The sequence below is a fragment of the Fundidesulfovibrio agrisoli genome (genome assembly GCF_022808715.1).
GTDB classification, from domain to species: Bacteria; Desulfobacterota; Desulfovibrionia; order Desulfovibrionales; family Desulfovibrionaceae; genus Fundidesulfovibrio; species Fundidesulfovibrio agrisoli.
The window spans coordinates 156,679-173,764 of sequence record NZ_JAKZKX010000003.1 but is presented as its reverse complement, the minus strand read 5'-3'; the positions used below and the strand labels follow the sequence as shown (position 1 = coordinate 173,764).

At 66.1% G+C, this 17,086-nt stretch carries 13 protein-coding genes and 1 tRNA gene; 13 read left to right on the top strand and 1 reads right to left on the bottom strand.

Going from position 1 to position 17,086, the window contains the following annotated elements:
• Window position 1: 1 nt before the first annotated feature.
• The 11 genes from MLE27_RS03525 (at window position 2) to MLE27_RS03480 (ending at window position 14,451) form a co-directional block, all read left to right on the top strand.
• Window positions 2–967 carry a type II secretion system F family protein gene (locus tag MLE27_RS03525; RefSeq protein ID WP_243310504.1) on the top strand — a complete coding sequence of 322 codons (966 nt, stop codon included), beginning with the start codon at window positions 2–4 and terminating at the stop codon, window positions 965–967.
• A complete protein-coding gene (locus MLE27_RS03520; RefSeq protein WP_243310503.1) occupies window positions 960–1,916 on the top strand; it encodes a type II secretion system F family protein in 957 nt (318 codons plus the stop codon). Before MLE27_RS03525 ends, MLE27_RS03520 begins: the two co-directional genes overlap by 8 nt.
• 10 nt (window positions 1,917–1,926) lie before the next feature.
• Window positions 1,927–3,072, top strand: coding sequence for a tetratricopeptide repeat protein (locus tag MLE27_RS03515; protein ID WP_243310502.1), 1,146 nt, complete (start codon window positions 1,927–1,929; stop codon window positions 3,070–3,072).
• Window positions 3,073–3,194: 122 nt separating this feature from the next.
• Window positions 3,195–4,832, top strand: coding sequence for an ATP-binding protein (locus tag MLE27_RS03510; RefSeq protein ID WP_243310501.1), 1,638 nt, complete (start codon window positions 3,195–3,197; stop codon window positions 4,830–4,832).
• 21 nt (window positions 4,833–4,853) lie between these two features.
• Window positions 4,854–6,020: a CpaE/TadZ family protein gene (locus MLE27_RS03505; protein ID WP_243310500.1), complete on the top strand. Its 1,167-nt coding sequence runs from the start codon at window positions 4,854–4,856 to the stop codon at window positions 6,018–6,020.
• A 543-nt stretch (window positions 6,021–6,563) separates the two neighbouring features.
• Window positions 6,564–6,647, top strand: coding sequence for a K(+)-transporting ATPase subunit F (kdpF, locus tag MLE27_RS18250; RefSeq protein ID WP_423747965.1), 84 nt, complete (start codon window positions 6,564–6,566; stop codon window positions 6,645–6,647).
• Entirely contained in the window at window positions 6,644–8,422 is a 1,779-nt protein-coding gene (kdpA, locus tag MLE27_RS03500) for a potassium-transporting ATPase subunit KdpA (RefSeq protein ID WP_243310499.1), read from the top strand. The genes kdpF and kdpA overlap by 4 nt, the downstream gene beginning before the upstream one ends.
• 13 nt (window positions 8,423–8,435) lie before the next feature.
• Window positions 8,436–10,508 (top strand): potassium-transporting ATPase subunit KdpB, encoded by a 2,073-nt coding sequence (kdpB, locus tag MLE27_RS03495; protein WP_243310498.1) that lies wholly within the window; start codon window positions 8,436–8,438, stop codon window positions 10,506–10,508.
• A 9-nt stretch (window positions 10,509–10,517) separates the two neighbouring features.
• Window positions 10,518–11,096, top strand: coding sequence for a potassium-transporting ATPase subunit KdpC (gene kdpC / locus MLE27_RS03490; protein ID WP_423747962.1), 579 nt, complete (start codon window positions 10,518–10,520; stop codon window positions 11,094–11,096).
• Between the two features lie 9 nt (window positions 11,097–11,105).
• Window positions 11,106–13,793 carry a sensor histidine kinase gene (locus MLE27_RS03485; protein ID WP_243310497.1) on the top strand — a complete coding sequence of 896 codons (2,688 nt, stop codon included), beginning with the start codon at window positions 11,106–11,108 and terminating at the stop codon, window positions 13,791–13,793.
• Window positions 13,765–14,451 (top strand): response regulator, encoded by a 687-nt coding sequence (locus tag MLE27_RS03480; RefSeq protein WP_279355665.1) that lies wholly within the window; start codon window positions 13,765–13,767, stop codon window positions 14,449–14,451. The genes MLE27_RS03485 and MLE27_RS03480 overlap by 29 nt, the downstream gene beginning before the upstream one ends.
• A gap of 121 nt (window positions 14,452–14,572) precedes the next feature.
• Here the strand turns inward: MLE27_RS03480 and MLE27_RS03475 are convergent.
• A tRNA-Arg gene (locus tag MLE27_RS03475) sits at window positions 14,573–14,649 on the bottom strand.
• A 149-nt stretch (window positions 14,650–14,798) separates the two neighbouring features.
• Between MLE27_RS03475 and MLE27_RS03470 the strand changes: the two genes are divergently transcribed.
• Entirely contained in the window at window positions 14,799–16,223 is a 1,425-nt protein-coding gene (locus tag MLE27_RS03470) for a Do family serine endopeptidase (RefSeq protein ID WP_243310495.1), read from the top strand.
• Window positions 16,220–17,086, top strand: coding sequence for a 4-(cytidine 5'-diphospho)-2-C-methyl-D-erythritol kinase (gene ispE / locus MLE27_RS03465; protein WP_243310494.1), 867 nt, complete (start codon window positions 16,220–16,222; stop codon window positions 17,084–17,086). The genes MLE27_RS03470 and ispE overlap by 4 nt, the downstream gene beginning before the upstream one ends.

Sequence of the window (17,086 nt, the reverse complement as noted above, 5' to 3'; positions counted from 1 at the left end):
CATGCCGACGTGGATTTTACTCTTGGTACTCGTGGGCTGCCTGGCCCTGGGGTATTTTGTCTTCCAGATCGCCGCCGCGCTGCAGGACAAGGAAAGGGAGGCATTGCGCGCCCGGCTCGATGCGTTCAACGCGGCGGACGCTTCCCAAAGCGCGGAAAACTTCCTGAAGAACGACCAGGTCAAGCACAGCTGGTGGGTAAAGCTGCTCCTCTTCCGGGAAGGCTGGGCCGAGAAACTCTGGAAGATGATGCGCCAGGCCAAGGTCGACATGTCGCTCGGCACGTTCATTCTTCTTTCCCTGGCGCTGAGCGCGTTTGGGCTCCTGTTGGCCAGCGTGCTCGGGTGGGGCCACCTGGCCCAGGCGGGCGTCGCGCTCGCGTTGCTGTTCGCGCCGGCCTGGTGGGTGCGCAGGAAGGCGGCCAAAAGGGCGGCGCGCTTCGAGGACCAGTTCCCCGAAGCGCTCGATCTGATAGGGCGCTCCCTCAAGGCGGGCCACACCTTTACCAGCGGCATGACCATGGTGGCGCAGGAATTCGCCGACCCCATCCGCGAGGAATTCCGGCAGACCATCGAGGAGATAAACTACGGCGGCCATCTCCATGACGCCCTGGACAACCTGGCGGAAAGGGTCGACACGCCGGACCTGCTGTTCTTCGTGGCCTCGGTGAAGATACAGAGCGAAACCGGCGGCAAGCTGACCGAGATCATGGAGTCCATCTCATACCTGATCCGGGAAAGGATGAAGCTCAAGGGCAAGGTCGCGGCGCTTTCCGCAGAAGGAAGATACTCGGGCTACGTCATGTTCCTGCTTCCGCCACTGATGCTGGTTGTGCTCATGCTCCTGAACCCGAAATACATGTCCGTCATGTTCGACACGGAGATCGGCCATTACATGCTGTACACTGCAGGGGCGATGCTGCTGGCAGGAATGGTGGCCATAAGCAGGATGGTGAACATCCGTGTTTAACGAAATTCACCCCACTGAGCTGATGTTCGCGACCGGGGCGTTCCTTCTGGTCATGGTCTCCTTCATCATGCTCTACTACGCGTCCCACAAGAACAAGCAACAGCGTGCGCTGAATTCAAGGCTGCACAGGCACACGCAAATCGACAACGAACTGCATATTCTCGATTCGTCCCAGGTTTCGGCGGCGCAGCTCGTTGCGCACACCATCAGCAGGGTCGGGACCTCGCTCAAGCTCATTGACGAGGAAACGGGCTCCGAAATCGACCTCAAGCTGATACGGGCCGGGTTCAGAAAAGCGAGCGCGCGGCCCACCTTCATTGGCTGCAGGCTGGGGCTGTTTGGCATCGGCCTCCTTCTCGCCTTTCTCGCGCACTCCGCGTTCCCGATCCCGGGCAAGCTGCACTTTCTGATACTGCTGTATCTTGTGCCGGCTGCTCTCGGGTACTATCTCCCGGTTTTGGCGCTGGACTACCTCGCCAAACGGCGCCAGACGAACATACTGCACTCGTTGCCCGACGCTTTGGACATGCTGGTCGTCTGCGTCGAGTCCGGGATGGGCCTTGACCAGGCAATATACAAGATCAGCCAGGAGCTGCACGTCGGGCATCCTGAGTTGAGCGACGAGTTCAAGCAGATGAACCTTGAGCTGCAGGCGGGCAAGGCGAGAGCCGATGCGCTGAAAAGGCTCTCCGGAAGGATCGGTTTGCTCGAAGTGAACAACCTCGCCACGCTGATAATCCAGTCGGACATCTTCGGCACGAGCATGGCCCAGTCCCTGAGGACCTATTCCGACAGCATGCGCACACAACGTTTCCAGCGCGCTGAAGAAATAGCCATGAAACTCCCTGTGAAGCTTCTGTTTCCACTGGTCCTGTTCATCCTGCCGCCATTGTTCATCATCATAATGGGGCCTGCAGTCGTGCAAATTTCCAGAATTTTCGGGAAGTAAGGTTGTACTCATGACGAAAATCGACAACGCCGGCGTGTGGCGCCTGGGCAGCAACATCCCGTTCCTCGCGCTCCTGGTCGTCTTGATCGCGATGCCTGGATGTTCAAAGTTCCAGCGGAAGATGGACTCCGACAAAGCCAAGGCGGAACAGAGCAGGCAGGCTGCCTCTCAACTGGTGACCCAGGCCGAAGCGGCGCTGGCCGCCGGCCAGTTGAACGCGGCCATCGAGCTTTTGGACCAGGCGGCAAAGTCCGGATACCCCAAGGACGCCGCGGAGCTGCGCAAGGGCAAAGCCTATCTGTCGGCTGGAGCCTACGCCAATGCGGCCAAGAGCTTCGAGGAGGTTCTGCGCATCGCCCCGGACAATCAGGAGGCCGCCGTGCTCAGCGGCTATTCCTCCTTCCTGGCGGGTGATTACGCGGCCGCGGAAACGCGGCTGGCCGCGCTGATAGCCAAAGACCAGGGCAACGGATACGCCCGGTACCTTCTTGGCGCCACCTACAACAAGACCGGCAAGGCCAACCTGGCCGTGAAGGAATTCCAGGCGGTCATAGCCCAGACCGGCGGCAACCAGAACATACTCAACAATCTTGGGATCTCGTACTTCATCCTCGGGCAGTACGACAACGCCAAGGACTCGTTCATTCGCTCCCTGAGTTTTGGCCATTCCAAACGCACCTTGAACAACCTCGCTCTGACGTATTGCCGGATGAAGCGTTTCGACGACGCCTACAAGGCCTTCAAGGCCAGCGGCGGCGAAGCATTCGCGCTCAACAACACGGGATGCTGCTTCATCGACGTGGGGGATCAGCAGAAGGCCATGGAGATGTTCAACAAGGCCCTCAACGCAAGCCCAACGATCTACAAGCCTGCCCACGACAATATCATCCGTTACGGGGGCCAGCAGGAATCCGCGTCCGTCAAACCCATGCAGATGCCCACCGAGGAACCAGCCCCCGCCGCGCCCCCCCAGGCAGCCGGGGCCATCGCCCCCACCGCGACTCCCCAGGCGGCAGGGCCCGCCGCCCCCGCCGCGCCCCCCCAGGCGGCAGGGCCCACCGGCCCCGCCGCGCAAAGCGCGGCCCCGTCCATGAACGCAGGAGCGCCGGCGACCCCTTCTCCGCCGAGAACGCCTGTGCCGCTGACGGGGCAATGACACGAGGACAGGTGAAAAATGCCCGGTAAAGCTTTGTGCACCACTACAGGACGGAGTTATCCAGAACATGCGCCGCTGGCGCTTGAAGGCGAATCGCGCATTGCCGCCCGCACCTTCCCATCATGAACGAGACCATGAACACTGAAGCACGACAGAAAGATGCCCCGGGGGAAGATGAACCGCTGGGGTACGTTACCGCGGTGTCAAGCTCATCCATCATCGGCTTGTTCACCCAACGGGATGAGGGCGCCACCCCAGCGCACATTCAAATCGGCAATATCGTAAAGATCACTACTGACGACTCTGTTGTCTACGGCATGATTGCCGATTGCCACACCCTCGAGCCGGAGCACTGCGGACAACCCCGCGCCAGCTACCAGTTCCGGATCGAATTGTTCGGCGAAACGGCTCTGTCCGCCACGGAGAACCTGCGTTTCAAGCGCGGCATATCCAGGTATCCCACATTCGGGCAGACGATCCACGTCGTATCGCGAGCCGACCTGGATGAGATCTACGGCATGCCTTTCCGCCGGTCGGTTGAGATAGGCAAGCTGCACCAGAACAAGACCATCCCGATCAATGTCGATGTCGACGAGCTGATCGGCAAGCATTTCGCCATCCTCGGCTCCACCGGGGCCGGGAAGTCATGCTCCCTCGTGGTGGTGCTGCAAGCCATTCTGAACAGGTATCCCCACGGGCATGTCATCCTGATCGATCCGCATGATGAATACAAAAGCGCGTTCCAGGATAAATCCGAATACATCGACGTCAGTTCGATCTCACTGCCGTACTGGCTCTTGAATTTCGAAGAAATCACGCGCGTGCTCTGCCATGGCGATTCGTCTCAGGTCGACCTGCAATCCCAGATCCTGTTCAGCTGCATCACGGCCGCCAAGCTGGAATATTTCGGTTCAGACATCCGCCCGGTGAACATAACTGTCGACACCCCGACCCCCTACCGGTTGAGCCGCGTCCAGGAGCTGATCAACGAGGAGATGGGGAGGCTGGACAAGCCCGGCAGCTCCCTGCCCTACCTGGCCATTCTCGCCCGCATCGAGCAGCTCAAGAGCGACAAACGGTTCGACTTCATGTTCTCGGACTTCATCGTGCATGACAACTTCGCGGAAATATTGGCGCGCATCCTGCGCATCCCCTCCAACGGCAAGCCCATCACCATACTGAACCTCGCGGGCGCTCCGGGTGAAATCGTCAACGTGCTCATATCCCTCATGGCCCGGATCATATTCGACTTCGCCGTCTGGAGCGGCGGCGCGAAAACCCCGCCTGTCCTGCTGGTCTGCGAGGAGGCGCATCGCTACGTTTCGAAAGACGAGGAGTCATCCATGCTGCCGGCAGGGCGGGCCATCGCCCGCATCGCGCAGGAGGGCAGAAAGTACGGCATCGGCCTCGGCATCGTCACCCAGCGCCCGGCCGACATCTCCCAGCGCATCATCTCGCAGTGCAACACCCTGTTCTGTCTGCGGCTGACCACCTCGGCGGACCAGGATTTCGTCAACACGGCGCTCCCGGAAAACGGCCTGAGCCTCTTCAGGATGTTGCCGTCACTCAGGACGCGCGACGCCGTGGTGGTTGGAGACGCCGTCTCGATGCCGATGCGGATCCGCTTCAACATGTTGCAGCCGAACCAGATGCCGCAGAGGCAGTCACTCCCTGTTTCACAATCCTGGGAGAAGGAAATCACCGGGAGAAACTTCATAGCGGACGTCGTCAACCGTTGGCGCTGCACTGCCCGCGACTAATCAAAGAATCCAGGAGACACAATGGATACTCAGATCAAGGTTTGCATAGAAGTCGCCGACAAAGCCACGTCCCGCATCATTTACGGATACATGGCCTCGCATCCCGAATTCTCCATCATCACCACCTACCCATATTATGCCGACATCTACATCGTCGAGATCGGCAACGACTTCGGCAAGGCGCTGATGGACCTGCGCAACTACCTGGAGGTGAACCCGGCGCTTGAAATTTTCGTCATCTCCGGGGAGGCCAGCCAATCGCGCATTCTGGAGTTCGTCAACGCCGGCGCCCGCGGGTATTTCCTGCTGCCGCTCTCGGCCAACAAGTTCGAGGCCTCCATCGACGTCTTCATCAAGCGGTTCAAGAAGGATCGCAGCCGCAACGACATGCCCTGCCGCGTCGTGTCCTTCCTGGGGGCCAAGGGCGGCGTCGGCACCACCTCGATCTGCGTCAACACGGCCCTCCTGCTGCAGCGCAGCGACAAGAACACCCTGCTCATGGACCTGCACCAACCCCTCGGGGACGCCCACGTCATCCTGGACATGACCCCGGTGCATTCCATCGGCTACCTCGTGCGCGAAGTGCACAGGCTCGACACGTCCCTGCTGACCAACGTCACCTCCAAGCACCGCTCCGGGCTGAGCGTCCTGCCGCCGATCTCGCACCACAACGAAATCCCGCTCGCGTCCATCGAGGCCATGTCATCCATACTCGAGGTGGCCAGGGGATATTACCAGTACATCGTCATCGACCATGGCGCGGGCCTCACCGAGATCGACATCGCGCTCCTGAACTCCTCCGACTACATCATGATCGTCGTTCAGGCGGACGTTCAATCCCTGCGCAACGCCAAGTTGCTGATGAAATTCCTCAGCGACTACAACGAGACCTTCCCCTCGAAAATCCACTTCATCGTCAACAGGTACGACACGAACTCCAAACTGACCCTCGACGACGTATCGAAATTCGTCGGAGTCGACGTGTTCCACACGATTCCGAACGACTACAAGCGAGTCAGTTCCTGCTGCCAGAACGGGTCTCTGCTGTATGAGGATCACGCCGAGGCGAAAATCACCAAGGCGTTCCATGACATGGTTGGAAAACTGACTTCGACGCACCCCCCCCTCTCGGCCATGCAGACCCCCAAGCAGGGGAACTTCTTGAGCAAGCTTTTCGGCAAGGGATGACGCCCGGCCGGACTGGCGGCCGACGCGGTGCATAGGTCGAGGGAGACAAACGAGGGAGCCTGGCGTTACGCGGGCTCCCTTTCGCGCGTGTCCCGGCAGCCGTCGAACTCATCCCCAAGCCCGTATACTTCCCCGCCCGCTATTCCAGGCTCAGGAAGCCTTCGGGGCGCTGGCGGCAGCCGAATCCGGGCGGCACTCACCGCTGGCGCTCACCGTCCCCGTCCTAGACGCGCTTCAGCTTTCCCCCCAAGACACGAGCCCGGCACCCGGGCGCTTGGGCATCGAGCATTCCACCCGACGGGGCATGCCCCATGGGTGGCCGCAAAGGCCCCTGGCTCAAGCGGGCATAGAAGCTGAGTAACGCCTTATTTACCCATCTGCAGCCACATTTTACACCATTTTTACCCCACAGTGGCTATTGCATACCCATCGACTCTCGACGGAGGTTTTGATGGACATCCTCTTTGCGACCCTCATTCTGGCCCTGGTCTGCGGCCTTTTCGGCCTGATCGGCGCGGTCTCCAGCCTGGAGGGGAAATAACCGTGGATACCCTGGCCCTCACCATCGCGGCCGCCCTGTTCGTGTATCTGCTGGCGGCCCTGTGCAAACCGGAGTGGTTCGAATGAACGCGAACGACCTGACGCAATACCTGTTCTACCTGGCCCTGCTCGTCGCGGCGTCCTGGCCTCTGGGGCTCTACATAGCCCGGGTGTATCAGGACAGGCCCTGCGGCCTGGACAGAATCCTCGGCCCCGTGGAGCGCCTCCTCTACCGCCTCTGCGGGATCGACGCCTCCAAGGAGATGGACTGGAAGGCCTACGCCCTGGCCGTGGTGGCCTGCAACGCCCTGGGCATCCTGGCCGTGTACGCCGTACAGAGGCTCCAGGGCGCGCTGCCCCTGAACCCTGCCGGGCTCCCCGGGGTGGACCCGTACGTGGCCTTCAACACCGCCGTAAGCTTCGCCACCAACACCAACTGGCAGGCCTACGGCGGCGAAACCACCATGAGCCACCTCACGCAGATGCTTGCCCTGACTGTGCAGAACTTCGTCTCCGCCGCCACGGGCATGGCCGTCATGGCCGCCCTCATCCGTGGCCTCGCCCGGCGCGAGACCTCCCTGCTGGGCAACTTCTGGCGCGACCTGACCCGCTCGACGCTCTACGTTCTGCTGCCCCTCTCCGTGATTCTGGCCGTGGCGCTGGTCTGGCAGGGCGTTCCCCAGACGCTGGCCGGCTCGGCCACGGCCAGGCTCGTTGAGCCGACCGCCTACGAAAAGCCCGTGCTCGACGGCTCCGGAAACCCCGTGCTGGACGCCGCGGGCAAGCCCCTGACCGAACCCGCCACCCAGGCGGAGCAGGTCATCGCCATGGGGCCCGTGGCCTCCCAGGTGGCCATCAAGCAGTTGGGCACCAACGGCGGCGGCTTCTTCAACGTCAACTCCGCCCACCCCTTCGAGAACCCGACGCCGCTCACCAACCTGCTGGAGCTCCTGGCCATCCTGCTCATCCCGGCTGCGCTCTGCCACGCCTTCGGGGTCATGGTGGGCGACAGAAGGCAGGGCTGGGCCGTGTTCATGGCCATGACCATACTGTTCGCGGGCTTCGCCTTCCTGACCATCCAGGCCGAGGCCACGCCCAACCCCTTGCTGGAAAAGGCGGGAGTGGCGTCCGCTGCCAACATGGAGGGCAAGGAGGTCCGCTTCGGGGCGGCCGGGTCCGCCCTGTGGGCGGCCGCCACCACGGCCGCCTCCAACGGTTCGGTGAACGCCATGCACGACAGCTTCACCCCGCTCGGCGGCATGTGGCCCATGCTGCTCATGCAGTTGGGCGAGGTGGTCTACGGAGGCGTGGGTTCGGGCCTCTACGGCATGCTGGTGTTCGCCGTGGTGGCCGTGTTCGTGGCCGGGCTCATGGTGGGGCGCACGCCGGAATACCTGGGCAAGAAGATCGAACCATTCGAGACCAAGATGGCCGCTCTGGTCATCCTGATCCCGCCGTTCCTCTCCCTGATGGGCACCGCCCTGGCGGCGGTGGCCGGGCCGCCGGACGCCGTCTCCAATCCCGGGCCGCACGGGTTCAGCCAGATGCTCTACGCCTTCTCCTCCATGGGCAACAACAACGGCAGCGCCTTCGCCGGGCTCACGGCCAGCTCCCCCTTCTGGACCATCGCGGGCGGCGTGGCCATGTTCGTATCCCGCTACTGGCTCATCGTGCCGGTGCTGGCCATGGCCGGCTCCCTGGCGGGCAAGAAGCGCCTGCAGGCGGGGCCCGGCACCCTGCCCACCCACGGCCCCATCTTCGTGGCCCTGCTCATGGCCGTGGTGCTGGTGGTCGGCGCGCTCACCTTCGTCCCCGCGCTGGCGCTGGGCCCCGTGGCCGAGCACCTGGCGCTCTTCAAATAACGAGGTTTCGGTCATGCCCAAGAAAGACACATCGCGCCCCCTCTTCGATCCGGCCATCGTCCGCCAGGCCGGGATGGAGTGCTTCCGCAAGCTCACCCCCGCGAGCCAGGCCCGCAACCCGGTCATGTTCACGGTGTACGTGGGCTCCATCCTGACCACCTGCCTGGCGGTGCAGGCGTACCTCGGCCACGGCGAGGCCCCGTTCGGGTTCGTGGCCTCCATCTCGGCCTGGCTGTGGGCCACGGTGCTCTTCGCCAACTTCGCCGAGGCCATGGCCGAGGGCCGGGGCAAGGCCCAGGCCGCGGCCCTGCGGGGCCTGCGCCAGGACGTGAGCGCCAGGAAGCTCCTGCACCCCCGCCGTGACTCGCCGTTCCAGAACGTCATGGCCAAGACGCTGCACCGGGGCGACCTGGTGCTGGTGGAGGCCGGGGACATCATCCCCTCGGACGGCGAGATCGTGGAAGGCATCGCCTCCGTGGACGAGGCGGCCATCACCGGCGAGAGCGCCCCGGTGATCCGGGAGGCCGGGGGCGACCGCAGCGCCGTCACCGGCGGCACGCGCCTGCTCTCCGACTGGCTGGTGGTGAAGGTGGCGGCCGAGTCCGGCGAGACCTTCCTGGACAGGATGATCTCCCTGGTGGAGGGGGCCAAGCGCCGCAAGACGCCCAACGAGATAGCCCTGAACATCCTGCTGGCCTCGCTCACGCTGGTGTTCCTGGTGGTGTGCGCCACGCTTCGGCCCATGTCCGCCTACGCCGTGGCCATGTCCGGCCAGGGCGCCGCCGTGACCATCACCGCCCTGACCGCCCTGTTCGTGTGCCTGGCCCCCACCACCATCGGCGGGCTGCTCTCCGCCATCGGCATCGCGGGCATGGACCGCCTGATCCAGTCGGGCGTCATCGCCACCTCGGGCCGCGCCGTGGAGGCCGCGGGTGACGTGGACGTGCTCCTGCTGGACAAGACCGGCACCATCACCCTGGGCAACCGGCAGGCCTCGGCCTTCCTGCCCGTGAAGGGCGTGGACGAGCGCGAGCTGGCCGAAACCGCCCAGATGGCCTCCCTGGCGGACGAGACCCCCGAGGGCCGCTCCATCGTGGTGCTGGCCAAGGAGCGCTTCGGCATCAGGGGGCACGAACTGCACGACCTGGGGGCCACCTTCGTGCCCTTCACCGCGCAGACAAGGCTCTCCGGCGTGAACCTGCCCGGGCGCATCCTGCGCAAGGGCGCGCCCGACGCCATCAAGGCCCTGGCCGAGCAGTCCGGCGAGCGCATCCCGCAGGAGCTGGACCAGGCCATCCACGAGGTGGCCAAGTCCGGCGGCACGCCGCTGCTGGTGGCGGAAAACGGCAGGCCCCTCGGCGTGGTCTGGCTCAAGGACATCGTGAAGGGCGGCATCCGGGAGCGCTTCGCCGAGCTGCGCTCCATGGGCATCAAGACCATCATGGTCACCGGCGACAACCCGCTCACGGCGGCGGCCATCGCGGCCGAGGCGGGCGTGGACGACTTCCTGGCCGAGGCCACGCCGGAGGCCAAGCTGGCGCGCATCCGCCAATACCAGGCCGAGGGCAAGATGGTGGCCATGACCGGCGACGGCACCAACGACGCCCCGGCCCTGGCCCAGGCGGACGTGGGCGTGGCCATGAACTCCGGCACGCAGGCCGCCAAGGAGGCCGGGAACATGGTGGACCTGGACTCCAACCCCACCAAGCTCCTGGAAGTGGTGGCCATCGGCAAGCAGCTGCTCATGACGCGCGGCTCCCTGACCACCTTCAGCATCTCCAACGACATCGCCAAGTACTTCGCCATCATCCCGGCCGTGTTCGCGGGCATCTACCCGCAGCTCGGGGTGCTGGACGTGATGGGCCTGGCCACGCCGAAATCGGCCATCCTCTCGGCCGTGGTGTTCAACGCCCTGGTCATCGTGTTCCTGATCCCCCTGGCCCTCAAGGGCGTGAAGTACGTGCCCCTCCCCGCGGCCGTGGCCCTGCGCCGCAACCTGTTCATCTACGGGCTGGGGGGGCTCCTGGTGCCCTTCGCGGGCATCAAGCTCATCGACATCATCATTGCCGCCCTCGGCTGGGCGTAGGAGCATTCCATGTTCGCCACCTTCATGCAGCAACTCAGACCCGCCGCCCTGATGCTCTTCTGGATGACCCTGCTGACCGGCCTGGCCTACCCCCTGGCCATGACCGGACTGGGCGCGGCCCTGTTCCCGGCGCAGGCCGGGGGCAGCCTGATCGTCACGGGCGGGGGCGTGGCCGGTTCGGCCCTGATCGGCCAGCCCTTCGCCTCCGACGCATACTTCCACGGCAGGCCCTCGGCCACCGCGCCCTACGAATACAACGCCGGGGCCTCCTCGGGCTCGAACCTGGGGCCGTCCAACCCGGCGCTCCCCGAGGCCGTGGCCGGAAGGGTGGCGGCCTTGGACGGCGGCGGCCCCGCGCCCATGGACCTGGTGACAGCCTCCGCCAGCGGGCTGGACCCGCACGTCAGCCCCGAGGGCGCGGCCCGCCAGCTCGGCCGGGTGGCCAGGGCCAGGAACATGCCGCCCGAAACGGTGGCCGCGCTGGTCGCGGCGCACACCGAGGGCCGCCTGTTCGGGTTCTGGGGCGAGCCCAGGGTGAACGTGCTGGAGCTCAACCTGGCCCTGGATGCGGCGGGAAAGAAGGAGTAAGGCGCTTCCATGAGAGACGAGGACCAGCGCCCCGACCCCGACGCCCTGCTGGCCATGGTCCAGCGCGCGGAGGCCGAGAAACGACGCGGCCGGCTGAGGATTTTCCTCGGCATGGCCCCCGGCGTGGGCAAGACCTACGCCATGCTGGAGGCGGCCCGCCTCAAGATGGCCGAGGGGCTCGACCTGCTGGCCGGCATCGTGGAGACCCACGGCCGCGAGGACACCGAGGCCCTCATGTACGGCATGCCCTCGCTGCCGCGCCAGGCCATCGACTACAAAGGGCACGCTCTCCAGGAGTTCGACCTGGACGGCGCCCTGGCCCGCCGCCCTGCGCTGATCCTGGTGGACGAGCTGGCCCACACCAACGTCCCGGGCTCGCGGCACCCCAAGCGCTGGCAGGACGTGGACGAGCTCCTGGAACACGGGCTGGACGTCTGGACCACGCTCAACGTCCAGCACCTGGAGAGCCTCAACGACGTGGTGGCCCAGATCACGGGCGTGCGAGTGCGCGAAACCGTGCCCGACGCCATGCTGGAGACGGCCGAATCCGTGATTCTGGTGGACCTTCCGCCCGAGGACCTGCGCCAGCGCCTGAGCGAGGGCAAGGTCTACCTGCCCAGGCAGGCCGAGTGGGCCGGGGAGAACTTCTTCCGCTCCGGCAATCTGAGCGCCCTGCGCGAGCTGGCGCTGCGCTCCACGGCCAACCGGGTGAACACCGAGGTGCTGGTGTACCGCCAGGGCCACGCCATCCAGACCACCTGGCCCACGGCGGAGCGCATCCTGGTCTGCGTGGGGCCATCGCCCACCTCCGCCACCCTGGTCCGCTCCGCCAAGAGGCTGGCGGACGGGCTCCACGCGCCCTGGCACGCCCTGTACATCCAGCAGCAGCCCGAAGGGGACGCCTCCGCCAGGGCCATGGCCAACCTGAACCTGGCCCAGGAGCTGGGCGCCCTGACGCACGTGCTGGCCGGGGGGGACGTGGCCCGGCTCATCGTGGGCTTCGCCCGGCAGCACAACGTCACCCGGATCGTGATCGGCAAGCCCGTCAAGCACACCCTCCTGGACATGCTGCGCGGCAGCCCCGTGGACCAGCTGGTGCGCCTCTCCGAGGAGATCGACGTCCACGTCATCAAAGGCCAGGACCCCAAGGGCGCCTCCCCGGCCAGGGCCAAGGCGCCCCCCAAGCCCCAATGGAAGGACCTCGCCTGCGCCGTGGGCGTCGTGGGCCTGTGCACCGCCGCCTGCTTCGCCATGTACCCCTATCTGGCGCTGGCCAACCTTATCATGGTCTACCTGGTGGGGGTCATGGCCGTGGCGGTCTGGCTGTCCCGGCGGGCCTCGGCCCTGGCCTCGGTGCTCTCGGTGCTGGCCTTCGACTTCTGCTTCGTGCCGCCGCGCTTCAGCTTCAACGTGTCCGACGTGGACTATCTGGTGACCTTCGCGGTGATGTTCCTGGTGGCCCTGGTCCTCTCCGGCATGGCCTCCCGCATCAAGGCCCAGGCGGACAGCGCCGGCCAACTGGAGCGGCAGGCCTCCGAGCTCTCCGGGCTCTCGCGGCATCTGGCCTCCACGCGCGGCACGGCCAACCTGCTGCAGGTGGCCAGCGAGCATCTGGCCCGGGTCTTCCGCTGCAGGGCCGTGGTGTTCACGCCGGGTTCGCCGGGCAGGCTGGAGACCGTGTTCCTGCCCGACAGCGACGAGGTGTTGCCCGAGAAGGACCTGGGCGTTGCCCAGTGGGTGTTCGACAACGGCAAGCCCGCGGGGCTCACCACCCAGACGCTCTCGGAATCCGAGGCGCTGTTTCTGCCCCTGCCCGGGTCCGAGGAGATCCTTGGAGTGATCGGGCTCAAGCCCTTCGACGAGGAAGCCAGGGAGTCGATCCTGCTCCCGGACAAGCGCAGGCTCCTGGACGTCTTCATCCACCAGACCGCCCTGGCCCTCGACGTGGACAGGCTGGAGGAGAAGGCCCGGGCGACCCTGGTGGAGGCCGAGCGGGAGAAGCTCCGGGCCTCGCTCCTCTCCACCGTGACCCACGACTTCAAGACCCCGCTGGCGGCCATCTCAGGCTCCGCACAGAGCCTCCTGGCCCTTGGGGACGCGGCCGGCGCCGACGTCCGCCGCGCCCTGGAGGAAAACATCGCGGGCGAGGCGGCCCGGCTGGAGCGCCTGGTGGACAACCTGCTGCGCATCGCCGCCCTGGAATCCGGGGCGGTCGTCCCGGACCTGAAGCCCGTGCCCCTGGAGGAGGTGCTCGGCAGCGCGCTCTCCCGGCTGGAGTCCGCCCTCTCGGGGCATCAGGTCGGGCTGCGAGTGCCCGGCGACCTCCCGCCCATCCCCATGGACGAGGTGCTCATGGAGCAGGTGTTCCTGAACCTCCTGGAGAACGCGGCCAAGTACTCGCCCCCCGGGGCGCGCGTGGATATCCTGGCCCACATGCGCAAACAGTCAGTAGTGATCGAGGTGCGCGACAACGGGCCGGGGCTGCCCCCGGGCGACCACGACAAGCTCTTCGAACGCTTCCAGCGCGGCGACCGGGGCGGGCCAGAAGGCTACGGCCTGGGGCTGGCCATCTGCCGGGCGGTGGTCAAGGCGCACGGCGGCGAGATCACCGCCCGGGACAACGCCCCCTCCGGCGCGCGGTTCACCATAACCCTCCCCCTGCATGAGCATGAAGAAAGCCACCATACTGGTCGTTGACGACGAGGCCGCCATCAGGCGCTTCCTCAAGCCCTTCCTCGAGGCGGAGGGCTACTCCGTGCTCGAGGCGGAAAACGGCAGGGACGCCCTTGCCACGGCCTCCTCCCGCGACCCGGACGTGATCCTCCTGGATCTGGGCCTGCCCGACATGGACGGCGAGGAGATCATCGGGAGCCTGCCCCCCTGGGCCAAGGCCCGGGTCATCGTGGTTTCCGCGCGCGGCAACGAGCAGGACAAGGTCTCCGCCCTGGACAAGGGCGCCAGCGACTACCTGACCAAACCCTTCAGCCTGGGGGAGCTGGCCGCCAGGATACGGGTGCTCCTGCGGCACGAGGCCGACCGGGAGGCCCCGCGGCCCACGCGCTACGCGTTCGGCGACCTGCTCATCGACCTGGACGGGCGCACGGTCAGCCTGGAAGGGGAGGAGGTGCACCTGACCCCGACGGAGTTCAAGATGCTGGCATTTCTGGCGCTGCACGCGGGCAAGGTGGTCACCCACGGGCAGCTCCTGCGGGAGGTCTGGGGCAGGCACAGCCGCGACCAGGAGCACTACGTGCGCATCCACGTGCACAAGCTGCGCCAGAAGATCGAGAAGGATCCGGCCCGCCCCAAGCACCTGCACACCGAGACGGGGGTGGGGTACAGGTTCAAGGAGTGACGCTGGACGGAGCGGCCCGGACATCACTGATCCCAAACGCAGGAAGCCGGCCCATCTCTGGACCGGCTTCTTTTTGATCTCAAAGGTTTGCTTATGCCAGCGAACCTCTCCGAAGTGCATGTGGTGGTCCCGACAGGATTCGAACCTGTGGCCTATCGCTTAGGAGGCGATCGCTCTATCCACCTGAGCTACGGGACCGTGCAAGGACCGCCTTGATAGTCAAGGGGCGGCCCCGGGTCAAGCCCCTGCCCGCCCCGGACGCGCCGGCGGTTTACATTCCGCGCGGGAGGGGTATACTGTCCGACCGCAACCACCTTCCGCGCGCACGCGCGCCCCAGGAGCCCCCCATGTCACGGTTGACAGCCGTAGCAGCCCTAATCGTCCTCTGCCTGGGCCTCTGCCTCCCCGCCCAGGCCCGGGTGAACCTGCCCGACTTCTCCGAGCTCGCCGAAACCGCCGGGGCGGCCGTGGTCAACCTGAGCACCGTGCGCTCGGTGAACACCGAGGACAAGCTGCGCGACTTCCTCAAGAACCACCCGCGCGGCGGGCCGTTCGAGGATTTCCTCGACCAGTTCCAGCGCCGCTTCAAGGAGGAGGCTCCTTCCAAGCGGCAGCGCTCCATGGGTACCGGGTTCATCATCTCCAAGGACGGCTTCATCGTCACCAACAACCACGTCGTCGAGGACGCCGAGGAGATCAAGGTCCAACTGCGCGGCAAGGACAAGCCCCTGCCCGCCAAGGTCATCGGGCGCGACCCCGAGCTGGACCTGGCCGTGGTCAAGATCGAGAACGGCGGCGACCTGCCCTTCCTGCAGTTCGGCGACTCCGACGTCCTCAAGGTGGGGGCCTGGGTGGTGGCCATCGGCAACCCCTTCGGCCTGAACAACACCGTCACCGCAGGCATCCTGAGCGCCAAGGGCCGCGTGATCGGGGCCGGGCCGTTCGACAACTTCCTGCAGACCGACGCCTCCATCAACCCCGGCAACTCCGGCGGCCCCCTGCTCGACCTCGACGGCAAGGTGGTGGGCATCAACACGGCCATCGTGGCCTCGGGCCAGGGCATCGGCTTCGCCATCCCCTCGAGCATGGCCGCCTCCGTCATCGCGGACCTGCGCGAGCACAAGCAGATCCAGCGCGGCTGGCTGGGCGTCTCCATCCAGGACGTGGACGAGAACGCGGCCAAGGCCCTGGGCATGGAAGAACCCAAGGGCGCGCTCATCACCTCCGTCATGGAGGGCGAACCCGCGTCCAAGGCCGGGGTGCAGGTGGGCGACGTCATCACCTCGGTTGGCGGCCACGAGGTCAAGGACGCCGCCGCCATGCTGCGCGTGGTGGCCGCCAACAGGCCCGGCAGCAAGACCGAGTTGGGCGTGTGGCGCAAGGGCAAGGCCATGACCGTCACCGCCACCCTGGGCCAGCGGGACGCGGCCAAGCTGGGGGCGGCCAAGACCGAATCAGAGCCGGAATCCAAGTCGGCCTCCCTGGTGGGCATGACGCTGCGCCCGCTCAAGGCCGAGGAGGCGCGCGCCGTGGGCGTGCCCGCCGGCAAGGGCCTGCTGGTGGCCGAGGTGGAGCCGGGCTCCCCGGCGGCCGACGCCGAGGTCAAGGCGGGCGACGTGCTCCTGGAGGCCAACCAGACCCCCGTGAACAGCCTGGCCGACTTCAGCAAGGTGATCGAGGGCGACGCGCGCAAGAAAGGGGTGGCCCTGCTGCTGCTCAAGCGCGGCCAGCAGAACCTCTTCCGCGCTGTGGCCCTGCCGGACAAGCAATGAGCGACGCCCTGCGGATCGGCTGCAAGGTCAACATCTACCTGGAGATCGCCGGGGTGCGCCCCGACGGCTACCATGAGCTGCGCTCGCTGTTCCACCCGGTCGCCGAACCGCATGACGTGCTGCGGCTGACCCCCGGCGGCGAACCAGGGCTGCGCCTCGCCTGTTCGGACCCGGCCCTGTCCGGGCCGGACAACCTGGTGGCCAAGGCCTACGAGGCCTTCGCCCGGCGCACGGGGAGCCGCCCGGGGCTTACGGCGCGCCTGGAGAAGGCCATCCCCTCGGGCGCGGGCCTGGGGGGCGGCAGCGCGGACGCCGCGGCCATGCTCGGCTGGCTCAACGACCATGCCGGAGCGGCGGCCCTGGAGCGGGGGGAGCTTTCCGCCCTGGCGGCCTCCCTGGGCGCGGACGTGCCCTTCTTCCTGCTGGGCCGCCCGGCCTGGGCCACGGGGATCGGCGAAAAACTCGAACCGGTGGAGACGGCGCTCACCGGCCTGTACATGGTGCTGGCGGTGCCCCCCGAGCGGGTGAACACGGCCTGGGCCTACCGCGCCTGGGACGCCATGCACCTGGGCGACGCCACCCAATCGGGCACACCCCGCTTGACAAGCGGCTGCCCTGCGAGTATGCGACCGTTTTGCGTTTCCGGCACCTTTATAGCCAACAGTTTCGAGTCCGCAGTCTTCAGGGATTTCCCCGGCGTGCGCCGCCTCAAGCAGCGCATGACGGTCCTGGGCGCCGCGGCGAGCTGCATGAGCGGGTCCGGCTCCGCGGTTTTCGGCCTTTTCCGTAACCAGCCGCAGGCGGGCGATGCCCGTGACGCGCTGGCCGGCGAAGGCCATTCGGTCTGGCTGTCGCGGTTGTAG

Excerpts from the sequence above, each read along its gene's own strand:
- MLE27_RS03525 (WP_243310504.1), top strand. The coding sequence starts at position 2 with ATGCCGACGTGGATTTTACTCTTGGTACTCGTGGGCTGCCTGGCCCTG.
- MLE27_RS03515 (WP_243310502.1), top strand. The coding sequence starts at position 1,927 with ATGACGAAAATCGACAACGCCGGCGTGTGGCGCCTGGGCAGCAACATC.
- MLE27_RS03510 (WP_243310501.1), top strand. The coding sequence starts at position 3,195 with ATGAACGAGACCATGAACACTGAAGCACGACAGAAAGATGCCCCGGGG.
- MLE27_RS03505 (WP_243310500.1), top strand. The coding sequence starts at position 4,854 with ATGGATACTCAGATCAAGGTTTGCATAGAAGTCGCCGACAAAGCCACG.
- kdpA (WP_243310499.1), top strand. The coding sequence starts at position 6,644 with ATGAACGCGAACGACCTGACGCAATACCTGTTCTACCTGGCCCTGCTC.
- kdpB (WP_243310498.1), top strand. The coding sequence starts at position 8,436 with ATGCCCAAGAAAGACACATCGCGCCCCCTCTTCGATCCGGCCATCGTC.
- kdpC (WP_423747962.1), top strand. The coding sequence starts at position 10,518 with ATGTTCGCCACCTTCATGCAGCAACTCAGACCCGCCGCCCTGATGCTC.
- MLE27_RS03485 (WP_243310497.1), top strand. The coding sequence starts at position 11,106 with ATGAGAGACGAGGACCAGCGCCCCGACCCCGACGCCCTGCTGGCCATG.
- MLE27_RS03480 (WP_279355665.1), top strand. The coding sequence starts at position 13,765 with ATGAAGAAAGCCACCATACTGGTCGTTGACGACGAGGCCGCCATCAGG.
- MLE27_RS03470 (WP_243310495.1), top strand. The coding sequence starts at position 14,799 with ATGTCACGGTTGACAGCCGTAGCAGCCCTAATCGTCCTCTGCCTGGGC.
- ispE (WP_243310494.1), top strand. The coding sequence starts at position 16,220 with ATGAGCGACGCCCTGCGGATCGGCTGCAAGGTCAACATCTACCTGGAG.